This is a genomic window from Aeromonas sp. R7-2, from assembly GCF_040908105.1.
Taxonomy (GTDB): Bacteria; Pseudomonadota; Gammaproteobacteria; order Enterobacterales; family Aeromonadaceae; genus Aeromonas; species Aeromonas caviae.
In genome coordinates, this window is sequence record NZ_JBFODC010000020.1 from 32,058 (window position 1) to 57,198 (window position 25,141).

The following is a 25,141-nucleotide window of genomic DNA, read 5'->3' on the forward strand; positions in this document are numbered from 1 at the left end:
GCACACCTCCTGCTTCATGAATATTTAGCAAGAGGTGTGCCAAGAGGGTATTGAGCGGGGTTATTTGACCTTGTAGACGATGCCGGGGTTGCAGCGGATCATCTCGAACTTGTCGGTGAGGCCGGCCAGAGACTCGGAGGCCCCCAGCATCAGGTAGCCGCCAGGATTGAGGCTGCTGGCGAACTGGTTGAGGATCTTGGATTTCACTTCGGGCGCAAAGTAGATGAGCACGTTGCGGCAGAAGATGATGTCAAACTTGCCGAGCAGGCTGTAGCTCTCCAGCAGGTTGAGGGGACGGAAGCTGGTCAATTTTCTGACACGCTCCACCACCCGCATCTTGTTGTCGCCACAGGGTTCGAAAAAGAGTCGCTTGCGCTCGGGGGAGAGCCCGCGAGCCAGCGCCAGGCTGTCGTAGACCCCCTCCTTGCACTGGTTGAGCATGGTGCTGGAGATATCGGTCCCCACTATCTGCACCCCGCCCGGCAAGGTACCCGGCCGCTTGACTTGCTGCTCCAGCGCCGTCATGGCGATGGAGTAGGGTTCCTGCCCGGATGAAGAGGCGGCAGACCATATCTTGATGGGACGACCGCTCTTGCCAAGCTCCGGGAAAATCTTGTCGCTCAGCAGCTGGAACGGATAGGTATCGCGAAACCACAGAGTCTCGTTGGTGGTCATGGCATCGACCACCGCCATCTTGAGCTCCCGCTCGCGCACGCTCATCGCCCGGGTGACCAGATCAGACAGACTCTCGATACCAAACTGAGTCATCAAGGGCGACAGGCGGCTCTTGACCAGATACTGTTTGTTGTCACCCAGCACTATGCCGCTCTGTTGCGCCAGAAAATTGCTGAATTGCCTGTATAAGTCGTCCGAAAGTGTCTTCATGCAGTTGTTCTTCTTGATTAGAGAGCGCCTTGTACGGCCTTGGCCAATTCATCCGGCTGGAATTTGGCAATGAAATTGTTCGCTCCGACTTTCTGCACCATGGCCTGATTGAACACCCCACTGAGGGAAGTGTGCAGGATAACATGCAAATCCTTGAGGTTGGGATTGTTGCGGATCTCGGCGGTGAAGGTATAACCGTCCATCTCCGGCATCTCGATGTCCGAAATGACCAGGGCTATCTGATCCTTGATGGGACCGTTCTTGGACATCTCCAGCAACATGTTGAGCGCTTCCCGTCCATCCTTGGCCAGCACGCACTGCACCCCGATAGCCTCCAGTGCCCGTTGAACCTGCTTGCGCGCCACCGAAGAGTCGTCCGCAACCAGCACGGGACGCCCGTGAGGATTGCGCTCCACGCTTGCTTCCACCAATTCGGTGGACACCTCGGTGGAGACCGGCGAGATCTCGTTGAGAATGCGCTCCACGTCCAGGATCTCCACCAGCTCACCATCTACCTCGGTCACCGCCGTCATGTAGTTGATGCGACCTGCCCCTTTGGGTGGCGGCAGGATGGACTCCCAGTTCATGTTGATGATGCGCTCGACCGAGTGGACCAGGAACCCCTGAATGGAACGGTTGTACTCGGAGATGATGATGAAGCACTTGGAGAGGTCCTGGATGGGGCGCTTGCCCATCGCCATGCTGAGATCGATCACCGAGATGGTCTGGCCACGGATATGTGCCACGCCGCGAATGCAGGAGTTGAGCTTGGGCATGACGGTCAGAGGGGGACACTGCAGCACCTCGCGTACCTTGAATACGTTGATGCCAAATCTTTGACGTCCATTGAGACGAAACAACAGCAGCTCCAGCCTGTTTTGTCCCACTAGCTGGGTTCGCTGGTTGACCGAGTCCAGAATACTCGCCATAAACACTCCCTAAAAATGCTTGGCACTGATCGTGCATGTCATTATGCATGCACATTGGCTTGCATCAGATCATCGTTGTTTCAACAATCGAATAATTCTGGAGCAAGCATAGTTAACTACGGTGGTATACGTGAATAACTTATCGACCGGTAAGCAAAAATGATTAGTAGACTTTTCCTTATCTTACTGCCGTTTTGCAGTCTGTCTCACGCCATGGCGTCCGAGGTCACCGACTATCTGCAAGAACAGGCACAGGCGTTCGTGCTCGACCAGCTCGATATTCCCCTCGATGCACAGGCCGACGTCAAGGCCGGTACCATTGACGAGCGCCTCCCCCTCACGCGCTGCGAAGATGCCCTCACTATTTCCCTCCCCGCCAGGATGGAGATCCGTCGCAACACCACCGTCTACCTCAAGTGTGAGGGAGAGAAATCCTGGGATCTCTATCTACCGGTCCGGGTCAGCATCCAGAAACCCTATGTCACCGTCGCCGTCCCGGTTGCCAAGGGAGACATTCTGAGTGAACCCATGCTGACCCTGGCATACCAGGACCAAACCCTGATCCGTGGCGACTACCTTACCGACCCGACCGCCCTCATCGGAGTACGCAGCAAGCGTGAGCTCAAACCGGGCCAGCCAATCAGGCTCACCCAGGTATGCGTGGTCTGCAAGGGAGACCAGGTCACCCTGAGCGCCGAAAACAGCAGCATGCAGATCAAAACCATGGCCCGCGCCTTGCAAGATGGCAGCTTCGGAGACATGATCCGGCTTGTCAACACGCGCTCGGGCAGAACGGTGCAAGGCCAGGTCAGTGCAGTGGGCTCCGTGGTCGTGACATTCTGACACAGGAATGCACTGCGCAATTTTTTTCTAAAGTTCTGACCGCCGTCACCGATACACAGGTAAGCGAACAGCAAAGCAGACGAAGGTAAACCTTATGGCTATCAATAATATCAACAACTTGGCTAACAACCGCCTGCAAAACAGCGGCAACAGCCAAGGTGTAGCCACCAAGTCGGCGACCTCCAGCGAGAGCAGCCGTGCGACGACCGTCAAGAGCGACTCTGTCTCCTTGACCAGTGAGGCGCAGCAATTGCAACAGATGCAGAAGACCCTCAACACCGCCTCCACCGGTAACGAGAGCCGCGTCGAGAGCCTGAAGAAGGCCGTGGCCAGTGGGGAGTACAAGGTCAACAGCGAAGCCGTGGCCAGAAAGATGTTCAGCTTCGAAGCCGATCTGGATAAACGGTTGGGATGATGGACCTCCCTTCGCTGCTGCGCGCTCAGGACGACAACCTCTCCCAGATGCAAGGCTTGCTGGCAGAGGAGTTCGACCTCCTCAAGGCTCACCGGGCCCTTGCCTTGCCGGCACTCGCCGATCGCAAGCAACAACTGCTGGTGGCCATCGAGATGCTGGACAAGACTCTGGCAGAGCTACCAGACTTGCAGCAACAGCTGGGCGCCTTCCCGACCCAATTGCAGGCCCTTCAAGCCAAGCTGGAAGCCTGTCAGGAGCAGAACAACCTCAATGGACGTCTGCTCGAACTCAGCATTGTCTCCAATCGCCGTCTCGCCAGCTTCCTCAGCAAGCTCAGAGACAGCAGCTCCCTGACCTATGACGCCAAAGGCAATACCCGCTCAGGCACCCGCTCTTTCGGGATCAAGGCCTGATCTCCTCTCCCCCTTCTGATTTTCTCTCCTTGTCAGCCCCTAGTCAGAGCACCAGCTGCATCAGGGTTTCTCCATCCTTGCAGGCATGGATGCTCATGCAGCCGTCGTCATAGCGCCCATAACTGGCCACCCACTCGCCCCTTGGAAAACAGATAGACCCCGGGTTCATCAGGAAAATCTCTCCCTCCTGGCGCAGCACAGGCACATGGGTATGACCGCTGATGAACAGGCTCCCTGCTGGCAGGGGCACGTTGCCGGGCTCATAGAGATGACCGTGGCTGACAAACCAGCGCCGCCCATCCACCAGCAGCTGGTTGTAGGGCGCCGTGATGGGGAAGTGGAGCAGCATCTGGTCCACCTCCGAATCGCAATTGCCACGCACCGCCATGATGCGGGGGGCCAGCTCGTTGAGCCTTGCCGCCACGGCGGCAGGATCATACCCCGCCGGCACCGGATTGCGCGGCCCGTGATTGAGCAGATCCCCGAGCAGCAGATAGTGATCAGGCTGCCAGGGAGCGAGTTGCGCCAGCACCTGCTCGAGGGCAGTCAGACTGCCGTGCAGATCCGAGATAATGGCAATCTTCATTCCACACTCCTCATGGCTGGCTGAAATAGAGATCCTTGGTGGCGATGGCGCCCTTGAGGTTGCGGCTCGGCAAGCCGCGCAGTGCCGGGTCCACCAGTCGCATCTGGTTGTAGTGATAGACGGGGATGACGGGCACCTCCTCCATCAGCAGTTGCTCGGCCTGATGATAGATCCCGGACCGGGCGTTGGCATCCAGGGTCTCGGAGGCCTGCTGCAGCAGACCATCGAAGGCGGGGTTGCAGTAGCCGCTCTCGTTCTGGGGATCCTGGCAGCGGAAACTGCCAAGCATGGACGACGGCTCGACATAATCACCAAACAAAAATGAACGAGCCAGCATGAAATCACCACTGTCCTTGGCTACCTGATAGGCATTCCACTCCATGTTGTTGAGAGAGACCTCGACCCCCAGCGGTTTCCACATGGCCACCACCGCCAGGGCCAGCTTCTTGTGGTTCTCCGACGTGTTGTAGGTCAGCGTCAGCCTGAGGGGATGGGCGCTGTTGTAGCCCGCCTGGGCCAACAGTGCAGCGGCCCGGGCCAACCGGGTCGGCTGGTCTTCCCGGGAGAGGGGGATATCCAGCTCGTCATAACCCGGCATGGCGGGCAGCAGTGACCAGGCAGAGCGCTCCCCCTGGCCGCTCACCTTCTCGGTCAGCAGGTGGCGATCGATGGCTATGGAGAGCGCCTGGCGCACCCGCACATCCTGCAACTCGGGGCGATTGAGATTGAAGGTGTAAAGATAGGTGCCAAGCAGCGGCAGACCCCAGATCCGCTCCGGTGCCTCCTGCATGGTCTTCTGGTAGTACTCCAGCGCCACCTTGTTGGTGAGCTGGATCTCCCCCGCTTCGTAACGCAGCCGCTCCCCATGCTGGGAAGCGAGCGGCAGGTAGGTCACCCGCTGGATCCGGGTATGGGCATCATCCCAGTACTGGGGGTTGCGTTCGGCTTCGATGCGCTCGTTCACCACCCAGCTCGCCAGCTTGTAGGGGCCATTGCTCACCATCTTGCCTGGCTGGGTCCACTGCTTGCCAAACTGGGCGATGACTCGCTCGTTGACCGGCACGAAGGGGCGCTGGCTGACCAGTTGCAGGAAATAGGGAACGGGGCGCTCCAGGGTCACTTTCAGGATCTGGTCGCTTTCTGCCTCCACCCCCAGGGCATCGAGGTCGAGCGCCCCGGCATAGATGGACTGGGCATTGTTGATGCCGGTCGCCAACAGCAGGCCGGCGGAGGGGGAAGCCTGCGCCGGGTTCAGCAGCCGCCGCCAGGCGTAGACGAAATCCCGGGCGGTGAGGGGCTCGCCGTTGGACCATTTGAGCTGGGGGCGCAGGAAGAAGCGCCACACCAGCCCATCCTCGCTGGTCTCCCAGCGCTGGGCCTGGGCGGGCACTATCTTGCCCTGACCATCCTCGCTCACCAGCCCCTCGAACAGGTCCACCAGCACCACCTCCCCCGGGAAACCGGAGCGGATCAGGGCCGGATCGAGGGACTCGGGTTCGGCGCCATTGCCCTTGACCAGGGTCTGCCTGTCCGACAGCACGGGCTGCTGCACCACGGTAGTGGCCTGAAGCGGCGGCACCGCCATCAACCCGAACAGCAAGGGAGAGAGCCAGCGGCGGGCTGGCCTGGCGGCGAAACGGTAAAACATGACATCAACCTCGTTCAATTCTTTTGACTGCAATGGGGGGAAGGCCGACGGCGCGCCTGGAACCGAATGCATCATGCCGCGCTTGTTATCCCCGAAGACGACCCGTATTGTATCGGGCCTGCCCGATAGAGGGAGTCTTTCGGGCTATTTTTTTCAAGGTTTTATGACGACACGGCCGCCACGGGTGGGCGCAATCGCCAGAAGGCGCACTCCCCTGCCCCGTTGGCAATCGGCCCGGGGCGATGTGTCGCCTGCAAGTCCGGTTGTCGTCTACCGTTTCAGGGGTCTTTATGGGTTACGAATGGCTGGCGCTGGCTGCCGCCAGTTTATGGGCGATCGCCGCCCTCATCTCCGTCAAACCGGCTCGCCATCTGGGGGCCTTTGCCTACAGTCGCTGGCGGATGTTCCTGGTCAGCCTGATGCTGGCCAGCGCAAGTCTGGTGACGGGAGGCTGGCAGACCCTCACCGAGAGCGCCCTTCCCCTGCTGGCCCTCTCCGGCCTCATCGGCATCTTCGTCGGCGACACCGCCCTCTTTGCCTGCATGAACCGACTCGGCCCCAGGCGTAGCGGTCTGCTCTTCTCCTGCCACGCCCTCTTCTCCGCCCTGCTCGGGCTCTGGCTCTTTGGCGAGCGGCTCGATGGTTGGCGCCTGCCGGGCGCCTTGCTGGTCCTGGCCGGGGTCATGCTCGCCATCCTGTTTGGTCGTCGTGGCGACAATCAGCAGAACGAATGGGAGCAGGTGCGCGGCCGCCTCGTGGTCGGCATAGCCCTTGGCCTCACCGCAGCCCTGTGCCAGAGCCTCGGAGCCATCATCGCCAAGCCGGTGATGATGAGCGGCACCGTGGACGCGGTGAGCGCTTCCGGCGTGCGCATGGGCAGCGCCCTCTTGGCACACTGCGTCTTGCGGGCACTGCGCCTGCCGCTCGCCATGCCGCACAACCCCATCAACCGGCAGGTGCTCGGCATGATAGGCATCAACGGATTTCTGGCGATGACGCTGGGAATGACCCTGATCCTGGTGGCCCTGCGTCAGGGAGATGTGGGCATGGTGGCCATCTTGTCTTCCACCACACCGGTCATTCTGCTGCCCTTGCTGTGGTGGCACTCGGGGATGCGTCCCTCGCTCCCCGCCTGGGCCGGAGCCCTGCTGGCCACCCTGGGCACGGCCCTGGTGCTGGGAATGGGGAACTGAGCCCCGTCTATCCTGCTGGAAGGACCAACACGCCCATCGGCGGCACTGAGCCGCCGATGCTCCCCCGTGCCGGACAGGGAGAGAGGCGATCGCGCCCCTAGAACAGAGCCACTTCCTCTTCGGTCAGCTCCCGGTATTCCCCCGGTGCCAGCTCATCGTCCAGAGCCAGATCGCCGATGCGTTCCCGATGCAGCCCGACCACCTTGTTGCCGATGGCGGCGAACATCCGCTTCACCTGGTGATACTTGCCCTCGTGGATGGTCAGGCGTGCTTCCCGATCGTCCAGGATTTCCAGCTCCGCAGGGCGGGTCTTGTCGTTCTCGTTGCGCAGGTAGATACCGTCGGCAAAGAGCGAGATAGCCTCTTCACTCACGGGATCAGCCAGCCAGACATGGTAGGTCTTCGCACACTCGTGCCGGGGCGACGTGATGCGATGGGACCACTGGCCGTCATCGGTGATCAGCACCAGCCCGGTGGTATCGAGATCGAGGCGTCCCACCACGTGCAGTTTGCCCATGGCCGGCTCGTCGAGCAGGTGGAACACGGTGGCGTGATCCGGGTCCTCGTTGGAGCAGACATATCCTTCCGGCTTGTGCAGCATGAAGTAGCGATTCTGCAGGTTCAGGGTCAAGGTCACACCGTCAAACTCGATCTGGTGTTGCTCATTGATGTGAAAGGCGGGCTGCTTGACCAGCACGCCGTCTACCAGCACTTCCCCCTGACGGATCAGCTTGCCCGCCTGGGAACGGGTCAAATCGGAGCAATCGCAAAGAAATTTGTCGAGCCGCATGCAAAAACCTCGGAATCCATCATGATTGGGGGCGACATTATATCGGTCAGACCCGACAACACCAGTACTAAGCGACAGGGACTCAAGATGGCGCCTGACGCCATGATGCGCCAGTGATAGACTGCCGTCAGCAGACCGACATCACACATAATAATAAGCCCAGGATGTACCCATGAAGCCGACGAAGTCTCACCCCGTCATCCCCGTCAGCCAGTTGAAACCTGGCATGTATGTCATTGCCATTGCCAGCCAGACCGGCGCCATGGAAATTGCCCAGACGGGCATGGTGACCAACCCTCAGCAGGTGGAGGCGCTGATCCGGCGTGGCGTGCTGACGGTGCGGGTGGATCTTGCCCGCAGCAAGCTGCCGGGAGGGGGCACGGCAAGCCCGGCGGATGTGGTGACAAACGGGGCGGGCTCCTCTCGTCAGATCGGCAGTGGTGAAGGGCGCGAGCTCAAGATCCGTCGGCTCTATCAGGAGGCGCGCGAACTCCAGGGCAAGTTCATTCGCCATCTCAAGGCCGGAGAGCCCATCGACATCACGCCCCTTGCCGCCGTGGCCGAAGAGATGGTCGATACCATGTTCACCCACGGCGATGCCATGCTCTGTCTGGCGCGGATCCGTGCCAAGGATGCCTACCTGATGGAGCACTCCATGAATGTCGCCATCCTCCTGGCGAACTTCGGCCGCTACCTGGGGCTGGATCGCAGCGTGCTCAAGGAGCTGACCCTGGGTGGCCTGCTCCACGACGTGGGCAAGATCATGACCCCGGACGAGGTGCTCAACAAACCGGGCAAGCTCACCGATGAGGAGCTGGAGGTGATGCGCGAGCACGTGGTCCACAGCCACGACATCCTGGCCGCCACCGCCGGCATCACCCCCATCATGCTGGAGGTGGCCGCCAACCATCACGAGCGGATCGATGGCACCGGCTACCCGCGGCGCCTCAAGGGGGATCAGCTCTCCCTCTACACCCGCATGAGCGGCATCGTCGATGTCTACGATGCGGTGACGGCAGACAGGGTATACAAACAGGGCATGCAGCCAACCCAGGCGTTTCGCATTCTGCTCAAGGGGGTTGATCTGCATTTTGATGCCGACCTGGTAACCAGGTTCATCAAGTGCATGGGGGTCTATCCGGTGGGTACCCTGGTGCAGCTCTCCAACCAGCGCCTGGCCATCGTGATGCAGCGCAACGAACAGCAACCGCTCAAGCCCGTGGTCAAGGTGATCTATCACGCAGGCCATCGCCATTATCTCGAGGTGCAGTGGCTGGATCTCGCCAAAAACGGGGTTCAGGAGACCATAGAGAGCACGGTGGACCCCAAGGAGTTTGGCATCAACCTGGCCAACTTCGTCTAACCTGTCCGGCTTGTTGGCGGCTGCTCGCGGCAATGGCGAATCAGGAACTCCTCATCCAGAGGGGAGAGATCGAAGCGCAGGCAGGCTTCTTCGATGGCCCGGATGTCGTGTTGATGGTGTTCGCTGAGCCAGCGCACCGCGCGGCGCAAGTCTTCACCATGGGGCAGCAGGGTATGGTCGCTCATGGAATACCTCCGGTCAGCCATCGACGCCAGCCCGTCAATCCGGGCTCTCACTTTTAGCTTAGCCCGCCCGCACTCGCCCGGCAGACACCTGCGCCCTTGACGGTGCCCACCCTGTAGCAGGTATGCTCGACCCCTTCGGCGCCCTGCCGTGCCGGCGCCGCTCAAACAAGGATGCTGCATGCAAACCAAGGACAAGTGTCTGGCCGCCCTGGTCATTCTCTGCTGGGGACTCAACTTCGTTGCCATCAAATGGGGGCTGGAAGGCATCCCCCCACTGCTGCTGGGAGCACTGCGTTTCGTCGGAGTCGTCTTCCCCGCCATTCTGCTGGTTCCCAGGCCTGCCATGCCCTGGCGCTGGCTGCTGGCCTATGGCGGTGCCATCAGCCTGGGCCAGTTTGCCTTCCTGTTCTGCGCCATGAAATTCGGCATGCCCGCCGGCATGGCCTCCCTGGTGCTGCAATCCCAGGTGGTCTTCACCCTGCTGTTCGCCATGATCTGGCTCGGAGAGCGCTGGCAGCCCCACCACTGGGTGGCACTGCCGCTGGCGGGAGCAGGTCTTTATCTCATTGCCACCCATGGCGAGGGCAACCTCACCCTCATCGGGTTTGTGCTGACGCTGTGCGCAGCCGCCTGCTGGGGCCTTGGCAACGTCATCAATCGCCAGATAGGTCTGCGCTATCGCACCTCTCTGCCGAGCCTGGTCGCCTGGGGCGGGCTGGTGCCCATCCTGCCCTTCTTCGCGCTCTCCTGGCTGTTCGAGGGGCCCGAACTCATCGCAAGCAGCCTGCTCAACATCCGTTGGCAGGGCGTCTTGTGCGTGCTCTATCTCTCGTTTATCGCCACCTGGCTCGGTTATGGCCTGTGGGGGAGGCTGCTGATGCGCTATCCGGTGGCCCAGGTTGCCCCCCTCTCCCTGCTGGTTCCCTGTGTCGGCATGGTGGCCGCCGCCCTGCTGCTCGATGAACACCCCACTCCCCTGCAATGGCTGGGCTCGGGTCTGGTGCTGCTCGGCTTCGTGGTGCATCTGCTGGGGGGCAAGATGCGCTTCTTGAAGACCCAAACCGAGGATTGACCTCGCCCGGGAAACTTCCCATCATGGGTCAGGTCCTCTTGGGCCCACCCCGTTATTTCGGCAGGATGCCATCATCAGGAGAGCAAGGACATGCGTCATCCGTCATTTTCGATCATCCCCTCTTTACCAGGCATCATGCGGGTCACGGCCATGCTGCTCCCCTTCTGCTGGAGCCCGTTCGGCTGGAGTGCCACCCTGCCGGCAGATCTCAAATGGGAGAGCAACGACACCGATCCCGTCTATGCAGACCCCGAGGCCAAGCGAGGCGGCACCTTCCGGGATTTCATGTCGAGCTTTCCGCTCACCTTGCGCAAATACGGGCCGGATTCCAACGGCGGTTTTGCGGCCTACGTGCGCGAGACCAACCTGCCGCTTCTGAGCACCCATCCCGTGACGCGCAATCCCATCCCCATGCTGGCCAACCAGTGGGCTTTCGGCGCGGATAACAAGACGCTCTATTTTCGCATCAACCCCAAGGCCCGCTGGTCGGACGGCCAGCCCGTCACTGCGGACGACTGGGTCTTCACCCTCAAGATGATGCGCAGCAAGGAGATCAACGACCCCTGGTACAACAACTACTACAGCACCCAGATAAGCGAAGTGACCAAGTTTGACGATCACACCCTCGCCATCACCAGCGGCACCGAGAAGAGCCGGGAAGATCTGCTCGAAGCTCTCCCCTTCACCCCGGAGCCCAGCCACGCCATCAAGCTGACCGCCAACTGGGTCAAGGAGTACAACTGGAAGGTGCTGCCGGTCACCGGCCCCTACCAGATTGGCGAGCTCAAGAAGGGCAAGTCGGTTACCTTCGACCGGGTCAAGGATTGGTGGGGGAACGACGAGCGCTACTTCCAGCACCGCTTCAATCCGGATCGCATCGAGATCAAGGTGCTCAGGGATCAGAACATCGCCTGGCAGCACTTCCTGCGCGGTGAGCTCGACACCTTCCCCCTCGTGATGCCCAACTGGTGGCACGACAAGAGCAAGACCGCCGAATTCGAGAAGGGTTATATCGAGCGGCTCTGGTTCTACAACCAGACGCCTCAGCCCCCCATGGGGCTCTATCTCAACACCGCCGATCCCTTGCTGAGCAATCTCGACGTCAGACTCGGCATCCAGCACGCCCTCGCCCTGGACAAGATGATCGCGACCCTGCTGCGGGGGGACTACCAGCGTCTCAACACCTATGGCTCGGGCCAGGGAGAGTTCACCAATACCGACCTCAAGGCGCGCCCCTTCGATCCCGCCCTTGCTCGCGAATTCTTTGCCAAGGCGGGCTTTACCAAGACCGGACCGGATGGCATCTTGCGAAACGACAAGGACCAGCCCCTCTCCCTCAGCATCACCTACACCACGGCGGAACATGCCCAGCGTCTCACCCTGCTGCGGGAAGAGGCGAAAAAGGCGGGGCTCAACCTCGAGCTCAATCTGATGGATGCGTCTGCCGGCTTCAAATCCATGCTGGAGAAAAAACACCAGAGTGCCTGGATGGCCTGGAGCGGTGGTCGTTATCCCGCCTATTGGGAACACTTCCACAGGGTCAATGCCAACAAGCCCCAGACCAACAACATCATGAACATCGATGACGACAGGATCTCGGCCCTGGTGGAGCAATACGACAAGGCGTTCGATTTCGGCAAGAAGGCCGACCTCTCCCGCCAGATCCAGCAGCGACTCTATGAGCTCGCCAGCTTCGTCCCCGCCTATCAGGTGCCCTATACCCGGGCCGGCGCCTGGCGCTGGATACGCCTGCCCAAGGTGCCGGCAACCCCTCAGAGCGACTTGCTCTACTGGCCCCTCGACGGCTCCAACTCGGGTTACAGCTTCGGCGGCCTGCTCTGGATTGACGAAGCGGCAAAGGCGCAGACCCGGGCCGCCATCAAAGGGGGGCAGACCTTCCCGCCAGTGACCATCACGGATACCACCTACCAACAGAAATAGGGCAGCTGGCACCGTCAGCCCCAAAACAAAAGACCCCGCACATTGGCGGGGTCTTTGTTACAACCGGGATGGCACCAGGCAGAGGGCATTCAGCCGCGTTTGGCCTGCTTTTGCGCAATGGCGTCGGCGACGTCGGCCGGGTCCAGCACAATGCCTTCCTGATCCGGTGTCGGGAACACGGCCACGCAGAGATCATCCTGCTCCATGCCGTCCACCCAGCGATCCAGCCACACCTTGAGGGTGATGGACTGCGGCTTGCACTCGGCCCACTCCCCTTCGGCCCAGGCCTTGGCGTAGTCGGGATGCGGCCATACCGGGATGCAGTCTTCCTCTTCGGTCGTCAGCATCATGACGCCGTGTTCGTCGGTCAGGACAAACAGCTCTTCGTGCTCGACCAGCTTGCTGATGAAGTGATCAAAGCGGTAATCGGCGTTCAGTTGCAGCGCGGCATTGCGCTCGGTGTCGCTAAGTTCATAGCTCATCGGTCAAGTCTCTCGTTCAATAAAGGGCGACATGTTCACATCTTGCCGACCCCTTGTCCAGCAGGAGTAATGGGTCAACCGTCTTTCCATCGCCTCACCCCAGCTCGGGGGTCAACAGCCGGAGTCCCGCGGTCTCACCCAGTTGCTCCCTCAGCCAATAGGCGGACTCCACTTCCACAAAGCAGAGCTGATCCCGCCCCGAAGCAGCCCCCACCATGATCTGCTCAAGCCGTGCTTGCTGGGCGGTACTCCAGGCAGCAACCAGCTTGCCGCCATGGGCCTCGTCCACCACCTCACGGCGCAGCTCGAACAGGTTATCGGTGATCGGGCTGTTTATCTTGCTCGGGTGGCGCCAGTACATCTGCAGGTTGTCCAGCATCTCCTCATCGTAACTTGCCAGCGCATCGAGCTCCGGCGTCTCTTTGCTTTGGGCCGCGAACTCGCACCAGCCTGCCGACAAGGTAGCCAGACTCTGGGCATCCTTGCCATGCTGGCGCAGGGTCGTCACATCTTCCCCACGAATGGCCGGCAGCCAGAGATCTCCTTGATGTTTCGCCAGGAGAGGGAGCAGCAAGGAGGGAGCATAAACAGGAAAACGGGGACCCAGAGAGTGCAGCAGAGAGACCAGAGTAACAGTGATCATGAGACGCGCCTTGAACAAGATGACCTGGCATCACGCCTGGTCATGAGGGTGAACGAGGGTGCCATTCTAGCATGTTTGCCTTGCTGGGGGCGTTTGCGTCCAGCCGGGCCGGTGATAGATAGCGTCCAAAAAAGCAGCGTTTGAACCAGAGCGGCCCCGATAAAGGCCAATTGTTTGAGCCAGCGCCCACTAAAGAGGCACCGGGGATGCTAGGTTGCATACATCTTTAGCGTAAGGAGTGCATCCATGAGTGGGATCAACCAGGTTTCTGACGATTTTGTGAATGAGCTGAAAATACTGGCGTGTTTTGATCCGGCCAACATGAGCCTGGGGATCAAGCTGCGCAGCGACATGTCGGAAGCGCTTTGCCAGGCGGCAGCGCGCCTGCACAGCCAGGGCCTGATCACCGCGGCAGATGGCGGCTATCTGACCCCTTTCGGCATGACCATGCTGGAGCATCTCCAACACCTGCTGGTTGCACTCAAGCCGAATTGAGCGGTTGTGGTGCCCAGAGCGAGAAGTTGAGCAACTCCCAGCGCTCTCCTTGTCGCAGTAGACAAGCAAACAGCAAAGGACCTTCGGGTCCTTTTATCTTGCCATCGACCAGCCACTCTCCCGCCCGTTTTGGCACCGGCTGTACCCTGATCTCATCGGGTTTCACCGCGTTTCCCAGACGAACATGTACAAACTGTTGACACACGGACACGGCATCATTCACCGCAGGATCCGGCGTTGGCGGGCTGGCCTGACCGGTCAACGCCACGGTCAGCAAGAGGGAGGAGAGCAGGGTCATGACGCGTATTGATGAAGCCATGAAAACAAAAAGCCGTGGCACCAGAGGTACCACGGCTTTCTTAAATTCTGCAAGAATTACAGAGCAGTTACGTTCTCAGCCTGCGGGCCTTTTTGACCTTGGGTCACAGAGAACTGTACGCGCTGACCTTCAGCCAGGGTACGGAAGCCGTTACCTTGGATGGCGCTGAAGTGAACGAAAACGTCCGGGCCGTTTTCTTGCTGGATGAAGCCAAAACCTTTGGTTTCGTTGAAAAACTTAACGGTACCGGTGATCATGTTAGACATATCTTTAAACCTGTATTCAAAATAATTACTTATGCTTTTCAGCGGGTAAAGCTCAAAAAACGGGATTACTTATGAACAACAGGAAAAGATGTAAAACATCATATTCATTGACATAACTATCGCCCTTTCAAGCTGGTTGAGATTATACGTGCCTTTGTCGATTACGCAAACAAATTTGTACCCCGCCAGCGGCGGGGTACAGCGGTTTAGACCTGTGCCGACTCCAGTGCCTGAACCAGGGCTTTGAGGAAGCGAGCCGCCTCTCCACCGGTGCAGGCTCTGTGGTCAAACGTCATCGACAGGGGAAGTGCACGCACCGGGCGCGCCTCGCCGTGGATGAACACCACCTTCTCGAACAACTTGCCCGCTCCTATGATGGCCACCTGGGGTGGTGTGACGATGGGGCTGGCGTAACGGCCAGCGATGGCGCCAAAGTTGGTGAGGGTGATGGTTGCCCCCTGCAGCATTTCCCGCGGCACGGCACGGGCCTTCACATCGGCGATCATCCGATCCAGCCCCTGCCGTATGTCAGCCTGGTCCCGCTCTGCCACGTTTTCCATCACGGGCACATAGAGCCCATGCTTGGAGTCGACCGCGATGGCCACATTGACCTCCCTGAACAGACGCCGCGACAGGGTCTCTCCGTCAAACCACGCATTCATGGAGGGTTCGGCCCGACACGCCACGCCGATCGCCTTGATGAGGCGCACCGTCACATCTTCATCCGGGCGCCAGTGGCGCAAGTCCACTTCGTCGGTGATGCTCACCGGCACCACAGTCCGGTGCGAGAGCTCCATCGCCTTGGCCATGGCCCGGCGCGAGCCTTTCAGGAATTCATTGCCGCTCTCCTGCTGGGCCTCGAACGCCTGTTGCACATCCTGCTCGGTCACCATGCCAGCGCTGCCGGTTCCCTTGACCTTGTCGATGTCCAGTCCCAGTTTTTGCGCCAGCAGACGTACCGCTGGCATGGCTTGCACCAGCGTGCCGCCGGGCGCCATGGCCCCCACCACGAAATGATCCTCGATATGCTGCTGATGGGCGCTGACCTTGCCAACGACGGTGCCGTCATCCTCGCCCCCTTCAAACTCCACCAGCGGTGCCCCGATGTGGAGGATGTCCCCCTCCTGCCCGCACAATCTGGCGATGACCCCGGCCACCGGTGAGGGCACATCCACCAGCGCCTTGGCTGTCTCCACCGACAGCAGTACCTGATCTACCTGCACCGTATCACCGGCGCTCACCTTCCACTCGACGATCTCGGCCTCGGCCAGTCCTTCGCCCAGATCCGGCAATTTGAAAAATTTCATGACCTGCTCTCCCTCTGCTGGGACATCACCAAACATTGACAGACACCATGGAGCCCTGTGGCCCTGGCACTTGCGCATCCGTACCTGTCGTGCGTCATAGCCACTGGTTCTCCATCAGTTGCCGAGCCGCCTGCGCGATCTCCTGCTCGGTGATGAGGTAATACTCCTCGTTGCGATAGTAGGGGACGGCGGCATCCACGCCGGTGAGGCGTCTTGGCGGCGCCTTGAGGGCAGTCATCGCCTCTTCGGTCACCTGGGACACGATTTCGGCACCCACCCCGAAACTGCCACAGGCTTCGTGTACCACCAGCAGCCTCCCGGTCTTGCGTACCGAGGTCAGGATGCTCTCCATGTCCAGGGGTTTGATGGTGGCAAGATCCAGCACCTCGCACTGGATGTCCTGCTCCGCCAGCAGGTGCGCCGCACGCATGACTTCCTGGATGCAGGCACCCCAGGCCACCACAGTGATGTCCCGGCCGGGACGCAGGGTGAAGCAGACATCCAGCGGCAGGCCGACGCCGTCATCCACCACATCCGACTTCATGGAGCGATAGATGCGATCCGGCTCGAAGAACATCACGGGATCCGGATCCCGAATGGCCGACAGCAGCAGGCCGTAAGCCCGCTTCGGGCTCGAAGGGATCACAACCCGCAGCCCGGGGATATGGGCAAACAGGGCCTCGACGCTCTCGCTGTGGTGCTCGGGTGAATGGATGCCGGCGCCGTAGGGGGAGCGGTAAACGATGGGACAGGTGATGCGGCCACGGGTCCGGTTTCGCATCCGTGCCGCCTGGCAGATGATCTGCTCCATGCCCGGGAAGATGAAGCCCTGGAACTGGAATTCGGCCACGGGTTTGAGCCCCTGGGTCGCCATGCCCACCGCCACACCGGCGATGAGTCCTTCGGCCAGCGGCGTATCGATGACCCGCTTGAACCCGAATTTATCGCGAAGCCCCACGGTGGCGCGAAACACACCGCCGTTGACCCCCACATCCTCCCCCAGTACCACCACATCAGGATCGCGTGCCATCTCGTGGTGCAACGCCAGATTGATCGCTTCGAGCAGCGTGATATCGCTCATAGTCCCTCCCCGCTCTGCAGCATGCCCTTGGCGATGATGCGCTGGCGCTGGGCAAGATAGGCCTTCGGCAGCTCGGCAAACTGGTAATCGAGCAGGGTCTCCGGCGCCTGGGGCGTGATGGCCTCGTAGGCGGCAACGGCGCGTTCCACTTCCCGGCCCGCCTCTGCCAGCAGCGCCTGTTCCTGCTGCTCATCCCACCAGCCCCGTTCAAACATGAACTGGCGCAGCCGCTTGACCGGTTCCTTGGCCCAGGCCGCTTCCACCTCGGCACCGTCACGATAGCGAGTCGCATCATCGGCGGTGGTGTGATCCCCGAGCCGGTAGCTGACGGCTTCGATGAGCGTCGGCCCCTTGCCGCTGCGAGCCCGCTCGACGGCGGCGCGGGTCGCCTCATAGACCGCCACCACGTCATTGCCATCCACCTGGAGGCTGCGCACCCCGGCCCCGATACCCTTCTGGGCCAGGGTGGGCGCGCTCGACTGCAACTTGCGCGGCACCGAGATGGCCCACTGGTTGTTGTTGATGATCATCACCATGGGGAGATGCCAGACACCGGCACAGTTGAGCCCCTCGAGAAAGTCTCCCTTGGAGGTGCCGCCATCGCCGATGGTCACCACGGCGACTCTGGGCTGGTTGCGCAGCTTGAAGGCAGCCGCGATGCCGGCAGCATGGGTGATCTGGGTGGCGATGGGAACGCAGATGGGCAAGTCTTCCGACAACTCGCCATCGGCCTTGTAGAAGACACTGCCCCGTTCATCGCCGCCCCAATACTGCAGGTTCTGCTCCATGGGCACGCCCCTCACGTAGAGAGTGGGCATGTCCCGGTAGTAGGGCACATAGACATCCTCTGACTGCATGGCGAGCCCGACCCCGATCCCCACCGCTTCCGCCCCAAGATGGGAGGGAAAGGTGCCGAGTTTGCCGGTTCGCTGCAGTGCTATCGCTTTCTTGTCGTAACTGCGCACCATCACCATGTTGCGGTAGAAGGTGTGCAGCATCGCCTTGTCCAGCCAGGTCGGCAGTGTCGCGACCGGGCGCCCCTCCTCATCGAGGTAACGAAGGAAGGGGATGTCGACATGGGTCATAACTGGCTCCTTGCCGTTGTCAGCGTCACCACCATGAGGTGACATTTAAAATGTAAACAACATGTTAATCAGAGGGCAACGAGATTCATCCAGGTAAGACCAGTAGAAACTTCTTTTATTTTCGAAGGTAATCGGAATTTTCGGCGAGCAGAAACAAAGAAGGGAGCCTGTTCAGGCTCCCTGTCATATCGAGTTCGGGATCACGCCCATCACCGCCATGCTGCTTGCCACCGCCCGTGGCGCAGGATCAGCATGACAAAAAGGCGTCAATTCACTCCCACAAACGGGTGGGTACCACCAGCAGCATGGTGCGCTGTCCGATGGCCACGTTGGCGTTGGGGAAGACCACCGCCTCCCGCGGTTTCTCTACCCTGTATTGCCGATCCCCATCTTCTGCCAGCACAAAACCCTGGGGAAATTCGGTGAAATTGTCCACATCGCTGGCAAACAGGAAGCGGAACTGCTCCGACTGCTTGTTGATCACCCGATCTATGGCAAAAAGCGTGAAGTCATCGGCTCGCCAGGGCTCGAGGGCCACATCATCCCGGGTCACCAGCTCCTGCAATGTCTGGCGCACCTCGATGAAGCGGGTCATGTCGTTTTCACCGAAGGGCCGCACCTTGCCCAGCTCCACCGTAAAGGCATGGGCGCCGTGCTGGTGCGAGCTGTAATAGCTGAAGGTGGTGGTCGGGCCGCTCGAGAGCAGTATGGTGCGCACGCCGCAGGCACCGAGGAAACGTACCTGCTCCTTGCAGTGGGGGCGTTCGTGGGGGAAGGGATAGACGGCAAACTTCTCGTGGCGCGAGCCGCGAATGGCGGTATGCAGATCGTAGTGGTAACGGGGCCTGGCCGAGTCGGCAAAGAAGCGGCTCACATACTGCTCCAGACGCATGGCGCGGATGCGCTCCCGGTTGCACAGCCCCTCCCCCTTGCTGTGGGCGCCCGAGAAGAGGCGGTTCATGTTCTCTTCCACCTCCCTCACCCCCTGGTTCATGGCGGCGGGGTTGCCAAAGAGGAAGAGCACCCGGTGACGAACCTTGAGCTCCTCTGCGAGCAACCGGGTCAGCAACTGGTTGCAGATCTCGATGGGGGCGGTCTCGTTGCCGTGGATGCCGCAGGAGAGGACGATGTCCTTGTGCCCGGGTTGCCCCGCCTCGGAAGCGGGTTCCAGGCAGATCACGCCGGTATCCCACACGCTCACCCGGGTACCGTCGGTCAGATTGAAGGCGAAAGGCTCGAGCTGCCACTCATGGCGGCGCGTCAGGGCCAAAAAGTCATGCTGGGGAATCATCCGTCTCACCCTTTAGTCTGGAATGCCATGGCCGGATTATACGCAAGGCAACCGGGCTTAAAATCAGTTTTTAAACAAATTCAAACAGTAAGGATACAAAAGTGGCGAAAATGAGTGACAACTCATGCAACAGGATCAAGCGAGGGGAAACACGGGAGAGGGAAAGTGGTGAACGGGTATCGGCAGGTGAAGACAGCATGCCTTCGGCAGACGGGTGGGCAGAATGCCCCTGGGATCAGCAGAAAAACAAGGCATCCATGCCCGGCTGATCAACCACGCCAGAACGGCTTGGTGGTCTCTTGATAGCGGTCGGCTTCGTTCAGACCGATGTCCTTGAGCAGGTAGGCGGGCAGCTCGGAGAGCTGGCGACGGCTGCGGCTGCGTTCCAGCCAGGTCAGGACGGTCATCTTGACGCGAGCAACCAGATTCGATTCGCTGGAATGCTGGTAACCGGCTTCGGTATAAGTCATGTTGGCCATGATATGGCTCCTCTCTCTAGTTCTGCGCAAGGCTCGGATTTGATGCGCAAAGCTTAGTCAGGGCGGGGAGGTGCCTCAATTGACGAATTTTGATACATGACATTAGTAAAAGTAATGGTTGATATCGCCAGGGCAATAACCATAACCATATGATTTTAAAATGAAATAATGCTGAAAATTTCCCCCTGGCAGCCTGACAGCATTTTCTCCTGCGCCACCCACTTCTAACTATGCACTTTCCCACGCTAGCTATGCACGGCACGACGCCGAGTCAGCAGGGTGCAAACTCTCGGTCACCAGGGTTTGTTAACAAATAGATCGCAACAAGATCGTTATTTAACAAAAAGTTACGAACAGGCAACCTGAACCGGATGCCCCCATGTCACCCCCATCGTCAGGGTGGCACCGGACACTTGGCACCCTGCCATCATACTGGTATGGTTATTTATACAGTGGTTTATCATGCTGCCTCCCCACACTGCCCCAATATCATGCTGAACAGGGGAGCGGCACACACACAGGATCTGCCGATGGACACCTTTACCCCCACCGCCGCCCTGCGTCAACAGATGGCCCTGCTGGAGGCGTCGCTGGCACGCCTTGCCCGGCAACTGGGCCAGCTCGACCTGCTGGAGGCTCATGTCTATCCCCTCCCGGCCGTGGCCCAGGGGGAAGAGCATGAGCCCATCGAGGCCATCGAGGTGGGCTATCTCTCGGGCGAGGCGGCCCTGGCCGCCACCCTCGCCGCCTTTCAGGACCACAGCGCCCGCCCCGGCTGCTCCACCAAGGCGACCCACCGTCTGCCCGGCTGGCTGCGCTTTCCTGCCGCCTGCGCCAGGGAGCTGGCACCCGTCATCGAGGAGATCAACGCGCACAAGCTCGCCTTCAAGGCCATGGTGCAGGCGGCGGGCGGGCGGGACGAGAAGTTCGAGCTGGTGCACGGCGCCCTGCCCGGCGTCATCACCCTGCAGGTCTATCGCAAGCTGACCTGGCTTCAGGGGGATCTCCATTCGCTGGGCTTCACCTGGGCCGACAAGCAGAGCATCAGCCGCCTCAGCCGGGAGCAGGTACTGGAGATGCTGGAGCGCAGCCGCCGGTATGTACCGGCGCTCTTTGACAACGAAGAGTGGAGCAAGATGGTGGATCAGGAGGTATACGACATTCGCCGCCTGCCGGCGGATGCCGGCCTGCGGATCCGCAGGCCGGTCAAGACCCACCCCATGATCAACCTGCTCTGGCAGGACCGGGAGCCCCGCAAGCAGCAGATCAAGGCGAGCCTTCCCCTGCTGCTCTGCTCCGATACCCAGCCGGCCGTCACCCATCTGGGCCACTACCCGCCCAAGCTGCGCCAGGCACGCCGGGATCGCAAGATTGGCGGTGACCCCATCATAGAGCGGCTGCACCTCTACCTCTATCAGGGGTAGCGCAGGCTCGGCACCGCCACAAACGACAAGGGGAGCATCACGGATGCTCCCCTTGTCACATCGGGCGACAGCCCGCCGTCAGCTCATCAGCAGTGCCCGCAGGCTCTCCACATCCAGCCCCTTCACCTCGGACTGGCCGCTCAGGAGGCCGTCGGCCAGTGCCCGCTTCTCGTCGTGCAGCGCCACTATCTTCTCCTCCACCGTCTGCTCGCACACCAGGCGATAGACGGTTACCGGCTGGGTCTGGCCCATGCGGTGCGCCCGATCGCTCGCCTGATCCTCCACCGCCGGGTTCCACCAGGGATCGAGGTGCAGCACGGTGTCGGCCTGGGTCAGGTTGAGGCCCGTGCCCCCCGCCTTGAGGCTGATGAGGAAGAGCGGCACCGCTTCGTGGCGAAAACGCAGGATGGACTCCTGACGGGACTTGGCCGAGCAGCCCCCATCCAGATAGCAGTAGTCCCACTGCCGCTGTTCGATACGGCTGCGCAGCAGGCTCAGCAGATCGACAAACTGGCTGAACACCAGCACCCGGTGGCCACCATCGATGGCTTCGTCCAGCAGCGCCATCGCCTCGTCCAGCTTGCTGCTGGTCTGGGACCACTCCGGCATCACCAGCTGGGGGGAGCAGCAGAGTCGGCGCAGCCGGGTCAGGCCGCTCAGCACATGCATCAGGGCACGGCCATCGGCACTTTGCACCTGCTGCACCACCTCGCGCCGGGTCGCCTCGTAGAGCTGACGCTCCTCGGGGGAGAGGCTGATGTGATGGATGATCTCGGTCTTGTCCGGCAGCTCCGTCAGCACCTGTTGCTTGAGGCGGCGCAGGATGAAGGGGCTGATCACCGCCCGCAGCATCGCCATGTGCTGGGGATCCTTGACCGCCTTGCCAAAGCGGCGCTTGAACTCCCCGAGGCTCCCGAGCAGGCCGGGGTTGATGAAGCTGAACAGGCTCCACAGCTCCCCCAGATGGTTCTCGATGGGGGTGCCGGAGAGGGCGAGGCGAAAATCCCCGTCGAGCTGGAACAGCAGCTTGGCACGCTGGGTACCGGCATTCTTGATCTGCTGTGCCTCGTCCAGCACCATGCTCGACCAGCGGCGGGACTTGAGCGCCTGGGAGAGACTGCCGAGCATGCCGTAGTTGACCAGGACGATCTGTCCGGCCCTGGCCCCCTGGATCAGGGTCTCCCGCTCGGCGGGATGGTCGAACACCACCACCTCGAGCTCGGGGGCAAAGCGGGCCACCTCCTCCTGCCAGTTGGTGACCACTGACTTGGGCACCACCACCAGCGCCGGGCCCAGGTGCTGGCGCATGCGCAGCACGATGAGGGCCTGCAAGGTCTTGCCCAGGCCCATGTCATCGGCCAGACAGGCGCCAAAGCCGTGATGGGCCAGGGTCGCCATCCAGCGTACCCCCTCCTTCTGATAGTCCCGCAGCGCCGTCAGCAGCTCGGGGGGACAGCTCACCTCCTGCTGCCACTCCTGCTGGAGATTCTGCCAGGCGGCATCCCCCTCGGTGGTGATGACGGAAAGCAGGCGGGCCAGCGGATAGGCCAGCTTGTTGTTGATGCGCTGCTCGTTGTCCAGCATGGCGCCGAGCACGGTGAGGCGTTCCACCAGCTTGTCGCTCAGCATCAGGCTGGTCTTCTCGTCGAGCTGCACCGTGCGCTGGCCCGGGGTCAGCTGGCGCAGGATGAGGCGAAGATCGAGGATCTGGTGCTCGTCCAGCGAGAGCGCCCCCTCCACCTGGAACCAGTCCTGACGCCGCTCGATGCGAAGGCTCAGGGCCGCCTCATCGAGGCTCTTGAGGCGGGCGCTGTCCTGGTGCCAGTGCACCACCACACCGGCGTCCACCAGCTCCGGCAGGGCGTTGACCAGGGTGAGCGCCTGCTCCCCGTCCAGCTTCCACTCGTTGCCGGGCAGGCCGATGGGCAACTGGTTGCGAAGACGCTGGGCATCGTCCTTCTCGGCAGCCAGATCCCGCTGCCAGTAGTGATACTCCCGGATACCCTGGCGCACGATGGCCTCCCCCTTGCCCAGAGGCAAGGGCGGCAGGTCCCCCTCCCGGGTCACCAGCTGGACCACGAGCTGCCCCTCCTGCCAGTCGAGCAGGACGGAGGGAACGCCGGGCCAGGGGGCCAGCTCGGCATTGCCCCTGAGCCCCGCCACCTGGCTGTGCCAGGGGAGATCGGGGATCGCATCCAGCGTGCGTTGCAGCTCCTCGAGCCCGGCCGGCGGCAATGCCGGAATGGCCTCCAGGGCCGGTAATCTGTCCAGCAGTGCCTGCGGTGTCAGAATAAGCTGCCACAAATCCTGAGCCAGAGGGACGATGTGCGCACCGCGGGCGGCGGGAGCAGGATGTAGTCTGGCACTCATGCCCTCCCCGCTCTGTACCAGTTGCAGCAGGGGGGCGCTGACGGCCAGTTGCAGCTTCTGCCCCTTGGCATTGAAGAGACGAGGATGGTTTGCCAGGGGCACCCAGGCATCCCGGGGCAGCTTGCCCATGTTGCGCGGCAGGGTGCGCACCAGTGCCCAGTCAGCTTCGTCCAGCAGGCTGGCGTACTGGGTGGAAAGCAGGGCCGGATCGACCCTTCGCCCGGCGGTCCACTCCCCCTTGGTGCTCTGCTTCTGGATCTTGCACTCAAGCTCAGGCCCCTCCGCGTGGAGCAGCCAGACCAGCCGCTCCTGGGGCTTGCGCACCCCGCTCGAGCGTCCCAACCCCTGCAGCCAGTTGAGCCAGCTTGCCGAGGCGGGGGCCTTGCCTTCCTCCTCGGTGGCATCCTCTTCCTCCCCTTGAGCAGGGCGCAGCGCGCGCAGGGGCCAATGGGCGGCCTCCCGGCCAAGCAGGAGTCGCAGCAGATCCTGGCAGAAGGCCATCAGGCGATGCCGGGGCTCGGCGTCCAGCACGTGGGAGAGGTCCCACTTGTGCAAGATGGTCACCTGGGGGCTCTGCTCGCCGTGGCGCGCCAGGGCGCAGAGATCGAGCCAGAGGTAACCCCAGTGGAGCTCCTCCAGCGGCAGTTGCAGGGTATCGAACAGGCCGACCGCCTGGCCGTGGCGATCTCCGGCCCACTGCCCCAGCAGATCGGCCAGCAGGGGGGAGTGATGGCCCAGACTGCGCTGCCACTTCTTGCGCTGCTCGCTCCCCTGCACCGGATCTGCCTGTTGCAACCAGCCGAGCCAGAGCAAGGCGCTGAACATCCGAGGCCAGGGCGACGCCTCTTGCCCCTGCCACTGGCCAAGCGCCCCCAGCAGCCGCTCGGCCAGAGGTTGCTCATCCCCCTGCTGCGCCAGTTGTTGCAGTGCAGGCCAGTGAGTGGTTACCTCGCCCCCAAAGGAACCGCAGAGCCACTCCCATTCTCGGGCGCGAGCCTGGAGCTGGCCAGAGAGCGCCGGGGAGCAGGAGGTGACCAGCGTTGCCAGCGGCCAGCCCTCGTCAGGCTCTGCGTCAAGCAGGGCCTGCAGGGCGAAGTGCTCGAGCAGCAGGGCCTGCCAGGCGGGGCTGGAGCCTGCCAGCAGGCGGGGAGCATCGGGGAGATCCAGGAGGCTCAGGAGTTCGGCACTCTGGTAATAGGCCGGGATCTGCCCCGCGTCTCCCAGACAGAGCTCGCGCACCACCTCCTGTGCCCGCTCCAGGCCCGTGACCGAGGGGATGCGGGACCACTGCGGCATGGGGCACTCCCCCGCACGCACCGCCAGGATCAGGGTCAGGGTTCCCTCTGCCGTCAGACTCCACTGCTGCTCCGTTCGTTGACGGACAAGCCCCCACTGCTGCAACTGATCGAGGGTATCGAGCAGCGCACGCCCGGGTGCGCCCGGGGCATAGAGGGTGTCTTGCAGGTAACGAGTGCTGGCGGCGCGCTGCAATTGCAGCTCGCACAGCAGGGCATGGCAATCTGAAGAGAGGGTGAAGGCTGACATCAGAACTCACGGGCAAGTGCAAAGGCGGAATTTTAACGGGAAAGCGGCGGCGGCTCGACCCTTAAGCGCGAAATAGTGCAAAAAAGCTGGC

At 61.5% G+C, this 25,141-nt stretch carries 25 protein-coding genes; 9 read left to right on the top strand and 16 right to left on the bottom strand.

All coding sequences use genetic code 11. From position 1 onward, the window contains the following. Nucleotides 1-60: 60 nt before the first annotated feature. Together AB5Y47_RS05525 and AB5Y47_RS05530 are read right to left on the bottom strand one after the other, a co-directional pair. The gene (locus tag AB5Y47_RS05525; protein WP_010675295.1) at nt 61-885 is read right to left on the bottom strand and encodes a protein-glutamate O-methyltransferase CheR; all 825 of its coding nucleotides are present in this window, start codon (nt 883-885) and stop codon (nt 61-63) included. A gap of 17 nt (nt 886-902) precedes the next feature. Then, entirely contained in the window at nt 903-1,814 is a 912-nt protein-coding gene (locus tag AB5Y47_RS05530; protein WP_010675296.1) for a chemotaxis protein CheV, read from the bottom strand. 237 nt (nt 1,815-2,051) lie between these two features. Here AB5Y47_RS05530 and flgA point away from each other — a divergent pair, with 237 nt between their 5' ends. The 3 genes from flgA (at nt 2,052) to AB5Y47_RS05545 (ending at nt 3,485) form a co-directional block, all read left to right on the top strand. Beyond that, on the top strand, nt 2,052-2,657 hold the full coding sequence (gene flgA / locus AB5Y47_RS05535) for a flagellar basal body P-ring formation chaperone FlgA (protein ID WP_039040281.1): 606 nt from the start codon (nt 2,052-2,054) through the stop codon (nt 2,655-2,657). 94 nt (nt 2,658-2,751) lie between these two features. Next, nucleotides 2,752-3,072 (top strand): flagellar biosynthesis anti-sigma factor FlgM, encoded by a 321-nt coding sequence (gene flgM / locus AB5Y47_RS05540; protein WP_042864123.1) that lies wholly within the window; start codon nt 2,752-2,754, stop codon nt 3,070-3,072. Further along, nucleotides 3,069-3,485 carry a flagella synthesis protein FlgN gene (locus AB5Y47_RS05545; protein WP_010675299.1) on the top strand — a complete coding sequence of 139 codons (417 nt, stop codon included), beginning with the start codon at nt 3,069-3,071 and terminating at the stop codon, nt 3,483-3,485. Before flgM ends, AB5Y47_RS05545 begins: the two co-directional genes overlap by 4 nt. Nucleotides 3,486-3,528: 43 nt before the next feature. Here the strand turns inward: AB5Y47_RS05545 and yfcE are convergent, their stop codons facing one another. Together yfcE and AB5Y47_RS05555 are read right to left on the bottom strand one after the other, a co-directional pair. Beyond that, nucleotides 3,529-4,071, bottom strand: coding sequence for a phosphodiesterase (yfcE, locus tag AB5Y47_RS05550; RefSeq protein ID WP_049637068.1), 543 nt, complete (start codon nt 4,069-4,071; stop codon nt 3,529-3,531). Between the two features lie 10 nt (nt 4,072-4,081). Beyond that, a complete protein-coding gene (locus AB5Y47_RS05555; protein WP_043153818.1) occupies nt 4,082-5,719 on the bottom strand; it encodes a peptide ABC transporter substrate-binding protein in 1,638 nt (545 codons plus the stop codon). A gap of 290 nt (nt 5,720-6,009) precedes the next feature. On the opposite strand from AB5Y47_RS05555, the gene AB5Y47_RS05560 reads away from it, so the two are divergent. Next, nucleotides 6,010-6,912 carry a DMT family transporter gene (locus AB5Y47_RS05560; protein ID WP_010675302.1) on the top strand — a complete coding sequence of 301 codons (903 nt, stop codon included), beginning with the start codon at nt 6,010-6,012 and terminating at the stop codon, nt 6,910-6,912. Between the two features lie 97 nt (nt 6,913-7,009). Here AB5Y47_RS05560 and rsuA read toward each other — a convergent pair whose 3' ends face one another. Then, on the bottom strand, nt 7,010-7,702 hold the full coding sequence (gene rsuA / locus AB5Y47_RS05565; RefSeq protein ID WP_043153817.1) for a 16S rRNA pseudouridine(516) synthase RsuA: 693 nt from the start codon (nt 7,700-7,702) through the stop codon (nt 7,010-7,012). Between the two features lie 172 nt (nt 7,703-7,874). On the opposite strand from rsuA, the gene AB5Y47_RS05570 reads away from it, so the two are divergent. Beyond that, nucleotides 7,875-9,065: an HD-GYP domain-containing protein gene (locus tag AB5Y47_RS05570; protein ID WP_041213169.1), complete on the top strand. Its 1,191-nt coding sequence runs from the start codon at nt 7,875-7,877 to the stop codon at nt 9,063-9,065. Here AB5Y47_RS05570 and AB5Y47_RS05575 read toward each other — a convergent pair. Then, nucleotides 9,062-9,250, bottom strand: a complete 189-nt coding sequence (locus AB5Y47_RS05575) for a hypothetical protein (RefSeq protein ID WP_010675305.1) — start codon at nt 9,248-9,250, stop codon at nt 9,062-9,064. The genes AB5Y47_RS05570 and AB5Y47_RS05575 overlap by 4 nt on opposite strands. A 178-nt stretch (nt 9,251-9,428) precedes the next feature. Here AB5Y47_RS05575 and AB5Y47_RS05580 point away from each other — a divergent pair, with 178 nt between their 5' ends. Next, nucleotides 9,429-10,322, top strand: a complete 894-nt coding sequence (locus tag AB5Y47_RS05580; RefSeq protein ID WP_010675306.1) for an EamA family transporter — start codon at nt 9,429-9,431, stop codon at nt 10,320-10,322. Nucleotides 10,323-10,412: 90 nt separating this feature from the next. After that, nucleotides 10,413-12,263: an extracellular solute-binding protein gene (locus AB5Y47_RS05585; protein ID WP_043153815.1), complete on the top strand. Its 1,851-nt coding sequence runs from the start codon at nt 10,413-10,415 to the stop codon at nt 12,261-12,263. An 89-nt stretch (nt 12,264-12,352) separates the two neighbouring features. Here AB5Y47_RS05585 and AB5Y47_RS05590 read toward each other — a convergent pair whose 3' ends face one another. Both AB5Y47_RS05590 and AB5Y47_RS05595 read right to left on the bottom strand, forming a co-directional pair. Beyond that, nucleotides 12,353-12,745, bottom strand: a complete 393-nt coding sequence (locus AB5Y47_RS05590) for a DUF2750 domain-containing protein (RefSeq protein ID WP_010675308.1) — start codon at nt 12,743-12,745, stop codon at nt 12,353-12,355. Nucleotides 12,746-12,839: 94 nt separating this feature from the next. Further along, nucleotides 12,840-13,388 carry a hypothetical protein gene (locus tag AB5Y47_RS05595; RefSeq protein ID WP_368219996.1) on the bottom strand — a complete coding sequence of 183 codons (549 nt, stop codon included), beginning with the start codon at nt 13,386-13,388 and terminating at the stop codon, nt 12,840-12,842. A 246-nt stretch (nt 13,389-13,634) separates the two neighbouring features. On the opposite strand from AB5Y47_RS05595, the gene AB5Y47_RS05600 reads away from it, so the two are divergent. Then, nucleotides 13,635-13,883 (top strand): TIGR02647 family protein, encoded by a 249-nt coding sequence (locus AB5Y47_RS05600; protein ID WP_010675310.1) that lies wholly within the window; start codon nt 13,635-13,637, stop codon nt 13,881-13,883. Here the strand turns inward: AB5Y47_RS05600 and AB5Y47_RS05605 are convergent. The 7 genes from AB5Y47_RS05605 to AB5Y47_RS05635 all read right to left on the bottom strand — a co-directional run bounded on the left by AB5Y47_RS05605 (nt 13,870) and on the right by AB5Y47_RS05635 (nt 19,711). Beyond that, nucleotides 13,870-14,181 carry a hypothetical protein gene (locus AB5Y47_RS05605; RefSeq protein ID WP_089503662.1) on the bottom strand — a complete coding sequence of 104 codons (312 nt, stop codon included), beginning with the start codon at nt 14,179-14,181 and terminating at the stop codon, nt 13,870-13,872. The genes AB5Y47_RS05600 and AB5Y47_RS05605 overlap by 14 nt on opposite strands. Before the next feature lie 77 nt (nt 14,182-14,258). Next, a complete protein-coding gene (locus tag AB5Y47_RS05610; RefSeq protein WP_005302803.1) occupies nt 14,259-14,468 on the bottom strand; it encodes a cold-shock protein in 210 nt (69 codons plus the stop codon). 206 nt (nt 14,469-14,674) lie between these two features. Continuing rightward, complete coding sequence (locus AB5Y47_RS05615; protein WP_042864127.1) at nt 14,675-15,775, bottom strand: dihydrolipoamide acetyltransferase family protein; 1,101 nt, start codon at nt 15,773-15,775, stop codon at nt 14,675-14,677. A 94-nt stretch (nt 15,776-15,869) separates the two neighbouring features. After that, entirely contained in the window at nt 15,870-16,856 is a 987-nt protein-coding gene (locus AB5Y47_RS05620) for an alpha-ketoacid dehydrogenase subunit beta (RefSeq protein WP_039040222.1), read from the bottom strand. Continuing rightward, a complete protein-coding gene (gene pdhA, locus AB5Y47_RS05625; protein WP_368219997.1) occupies nt 16,853-17,941 on the bottom strand; it encodes a pyruvate dehydrogenase (acetyl-transferring) E1 component subunit alpha in 1,089 nt (362 codons plus the stop codon). Before pdhA ends, AB5Y47_RS05620 begins: the two co-directional genes overlap by 4 nt. 271 nt (nt 17,942-18,212) lie before the next feature. Further along, a complete protein-coding gene (gene astE, locus AB5Y47_RS05630) occupies nt 18,213-19,232 on the bottom strand; it encodes a succinylglutamate desuccinylase (protein WP_368219998.1) in 1,020 nt (339 codons plus the stop codon). Between the two features lie 269 nt (nt 19,233-19,501). Further along, a complete protein-coding gene (locus AB5Y47_RS05635; protein WP_010675316.1) occupies nt 19,502-19,711 on the bottom strand; it encodes a DUF1127 domain-containing protein in 210 nt (69 codons plus the stop codon). 530 nt (nt 19,712-20,241) lie between these two features. Between AB5Y47_RS05635 and AB5Y47_RS05640 the strand changes: the two genes are divergently transcribed. Further along, nucleotides 20,242-21,135, top strand: coding sequence for a DNA replication terminus site-binding protein (locus AB5Y47_RS05640; RefSeq protein WP_103261376.1), 894 nt, complete (start codon nt 20,242-20,244; stop codon nt 21,133-21,135). A gap of 78 nt (nt 21,136-21,213) precedes the next feature. On the opposite strand, the gene AB5Y47_RS05645 is transcribed toward AB5Y47_RS05640, so the two are convergent. Further along, nucleotides 21,214-25,050, bottom strand: coding sequence for a DEAD/DEAH box helicase (locus tag AB5Y47_RS05645; protein ID WP_368219999.1), 3,837 nt, complete (start codon nt 25,048-25,050; stop codon nt 21,214-21,216). Nucleotides 25,051-25,141: the final 91 nt, after the last annotated feature.

Bases quoted from the DNA above. Each gene is read 5' to 3' on its own strand.
- AB5Y47_RS05525 (WP_010675295.1), bottom strand. From the start codon at position 885: ATGAAGACACTTTCGGACGACTTATACAGGCAATTCAGCAATTTTCTG.
- AB5Y47_RS05530 (WP_010675296.1), bottom strand. From the start codon at position 1,814: ATGGCGAGTATTCTGGACTCGGTCAACCAGCGAACCCAGCTAGTGGGA.
- flgM (WP_042864123.1), top strand. From the start codon at position 2,752: ATGGCTATCAATAATATCAACAACTTGGCTAACAACCGCCTGCAAAAC.
- AB5Y47_RS05545 (WP_010675299.1), top strand. From the start codon at position 3,069: ATGATGGACCTCCCTTCGCTGCTGCGCGCTCAGGACGACAACCTCTCC.
- yfcE (WP_049637068.1), bottom strand. From the start codon at position 4,071: ATGAAGATTGCCATTATCTCGGATCTGCACGGCAGTCTGACTGCCCTC.
- AB5Y47_RS05555 (WP_043153818.1), bottom strand. From the start codon at position 5,719: ATGTTTTACCGTTTCGCCGCCAGGCCAGCCCGCCGCTGGCTCTCTCCC.
- AB5Y47_RS05560 (WP_010675302.1), top strand. From the start codon at position 6,010: ATGGGTTACGAATGGCTGGCGCTGGCTGCCGCCAGTTTATGGGCGATC.
- rsuA (WP_043153817.1), bottom strand. From the start codon at position 7,702: ATGCGGCTCGACAAATTTCTTTGCGATTGCTCCGATTTGACCCGTTCC.
- AB5Y47_RS05570 (WP_041213169.1), top strand. From the start codon at position 7,875: ATGAAGCCGACGAAGTCTCACCCCGTCATCCCCGTCAGCCAGTTGAAA.
- AB5Y47_RS05575 (WP_010675305.1), bottom strand. From the start codon at position 9,250: ATGAGCGACCATACCCTGCTGCCCCATGGTGAAGACTTGCGCCGCGCG.
- AB5Y47_RS05580 (WP_010675306.1), top strand. From the start codon at position 9,429: ATGCAAACCAAGGACAAGTGTCTGGCCGCCCTGGTCATTCTCTGCTGG.
- AB5Y47_RS05585 (WP_043153815.1), top strand. From the start codon at position 10,413: ATGCGTCATCCGTCATTTTCGATCATCCCCTCTTTACCAGGCATCATG.
- AB5Y47_RS05590 (WP_010675308.1), bottom strand. From the start codon at position 12,745: ATGAGCTATGAACTTAGCGACACCGAGCGCAATGCCGCGCTGCAACTG.
- AB5Y47_RS05595 (WP_368219996.1), bottom strand. From the start codon at position 13,388: ATGATCACTGTTACTCTGGTCTCTCTGCTGCACTCTCTGGGTCCCCGT.
- AB5Y47_RS05600 (WP_010675310.1), top strand. From the start codon at position 13,635: ATGAGTGGGATCAACCAGGTTTCTGACGATTTTGTGAATGAGCTGAAA.
- AB5Y47_RS05605 (WP_089503662.1), bottom strand. From the start codon at position 14,181: ATGACCCTGCTCTCCTCCCTCTTGCTGACCGTGGCGTTGACCGGTCAG.
- AB5Y47_RS05610 (WP_005302803.1), bottom strand. From the start codon at position 14,468: ATGTCTAACATGATCACCGGTACCGTTAAGTTTTTCAACGAAACCAAA.
- AB5Y47_RS05615 (WP_042864127.1), bottom strand. From the start codon at position 15,775: ATGAAATTTTTCAAATTGCCGGATCTGGGCGAAGGACTGGCCGAGGCC.
- AB5Y47_RS05620 (WP_039040222.1), bottom strand. From the start codon at position 16,856: ATGAGCGATATCACGCTGCTCGAAGCGATCAATCTGGCGTTGCACCAC.
- pdhA (WP_368219997.1), bottom strand. From the start codon at position 17,941: ATGACCCATGTCGACATCCCCTTCCTTCGTTACCTCGATGAGGAGGGG.
- astE (WP_368219998.1), bottom strand. From the start codon at position 19,232: ATGATTCCCCAGCATGACTTTTTGGCCCTGACGCGCCGCCATGAGTGG.
- AB5Y47_RS05635 (WP_010675316.1), bottom strand. From the start codon at position 19,711: ATGGCCAACATGACTTATACCGAAGCCGGTTACCAGCATTCCAGCGAA.
- AB5Y47_RS05640 (WP_103261376.1), top strand. From the start codon at position 20,242: ATGGACACCTTTACCCCCACCGCCGCCCTGCGTCAACAGATGGCCCTG.
- AB5Y47_RS05645 (WP_368219999.1), bottom strand. From the start codon at position 25,050: ATGTCAGCCTTCACCCTCTCTTCAGATTGCCATGCCCTGCTGTGCGAG.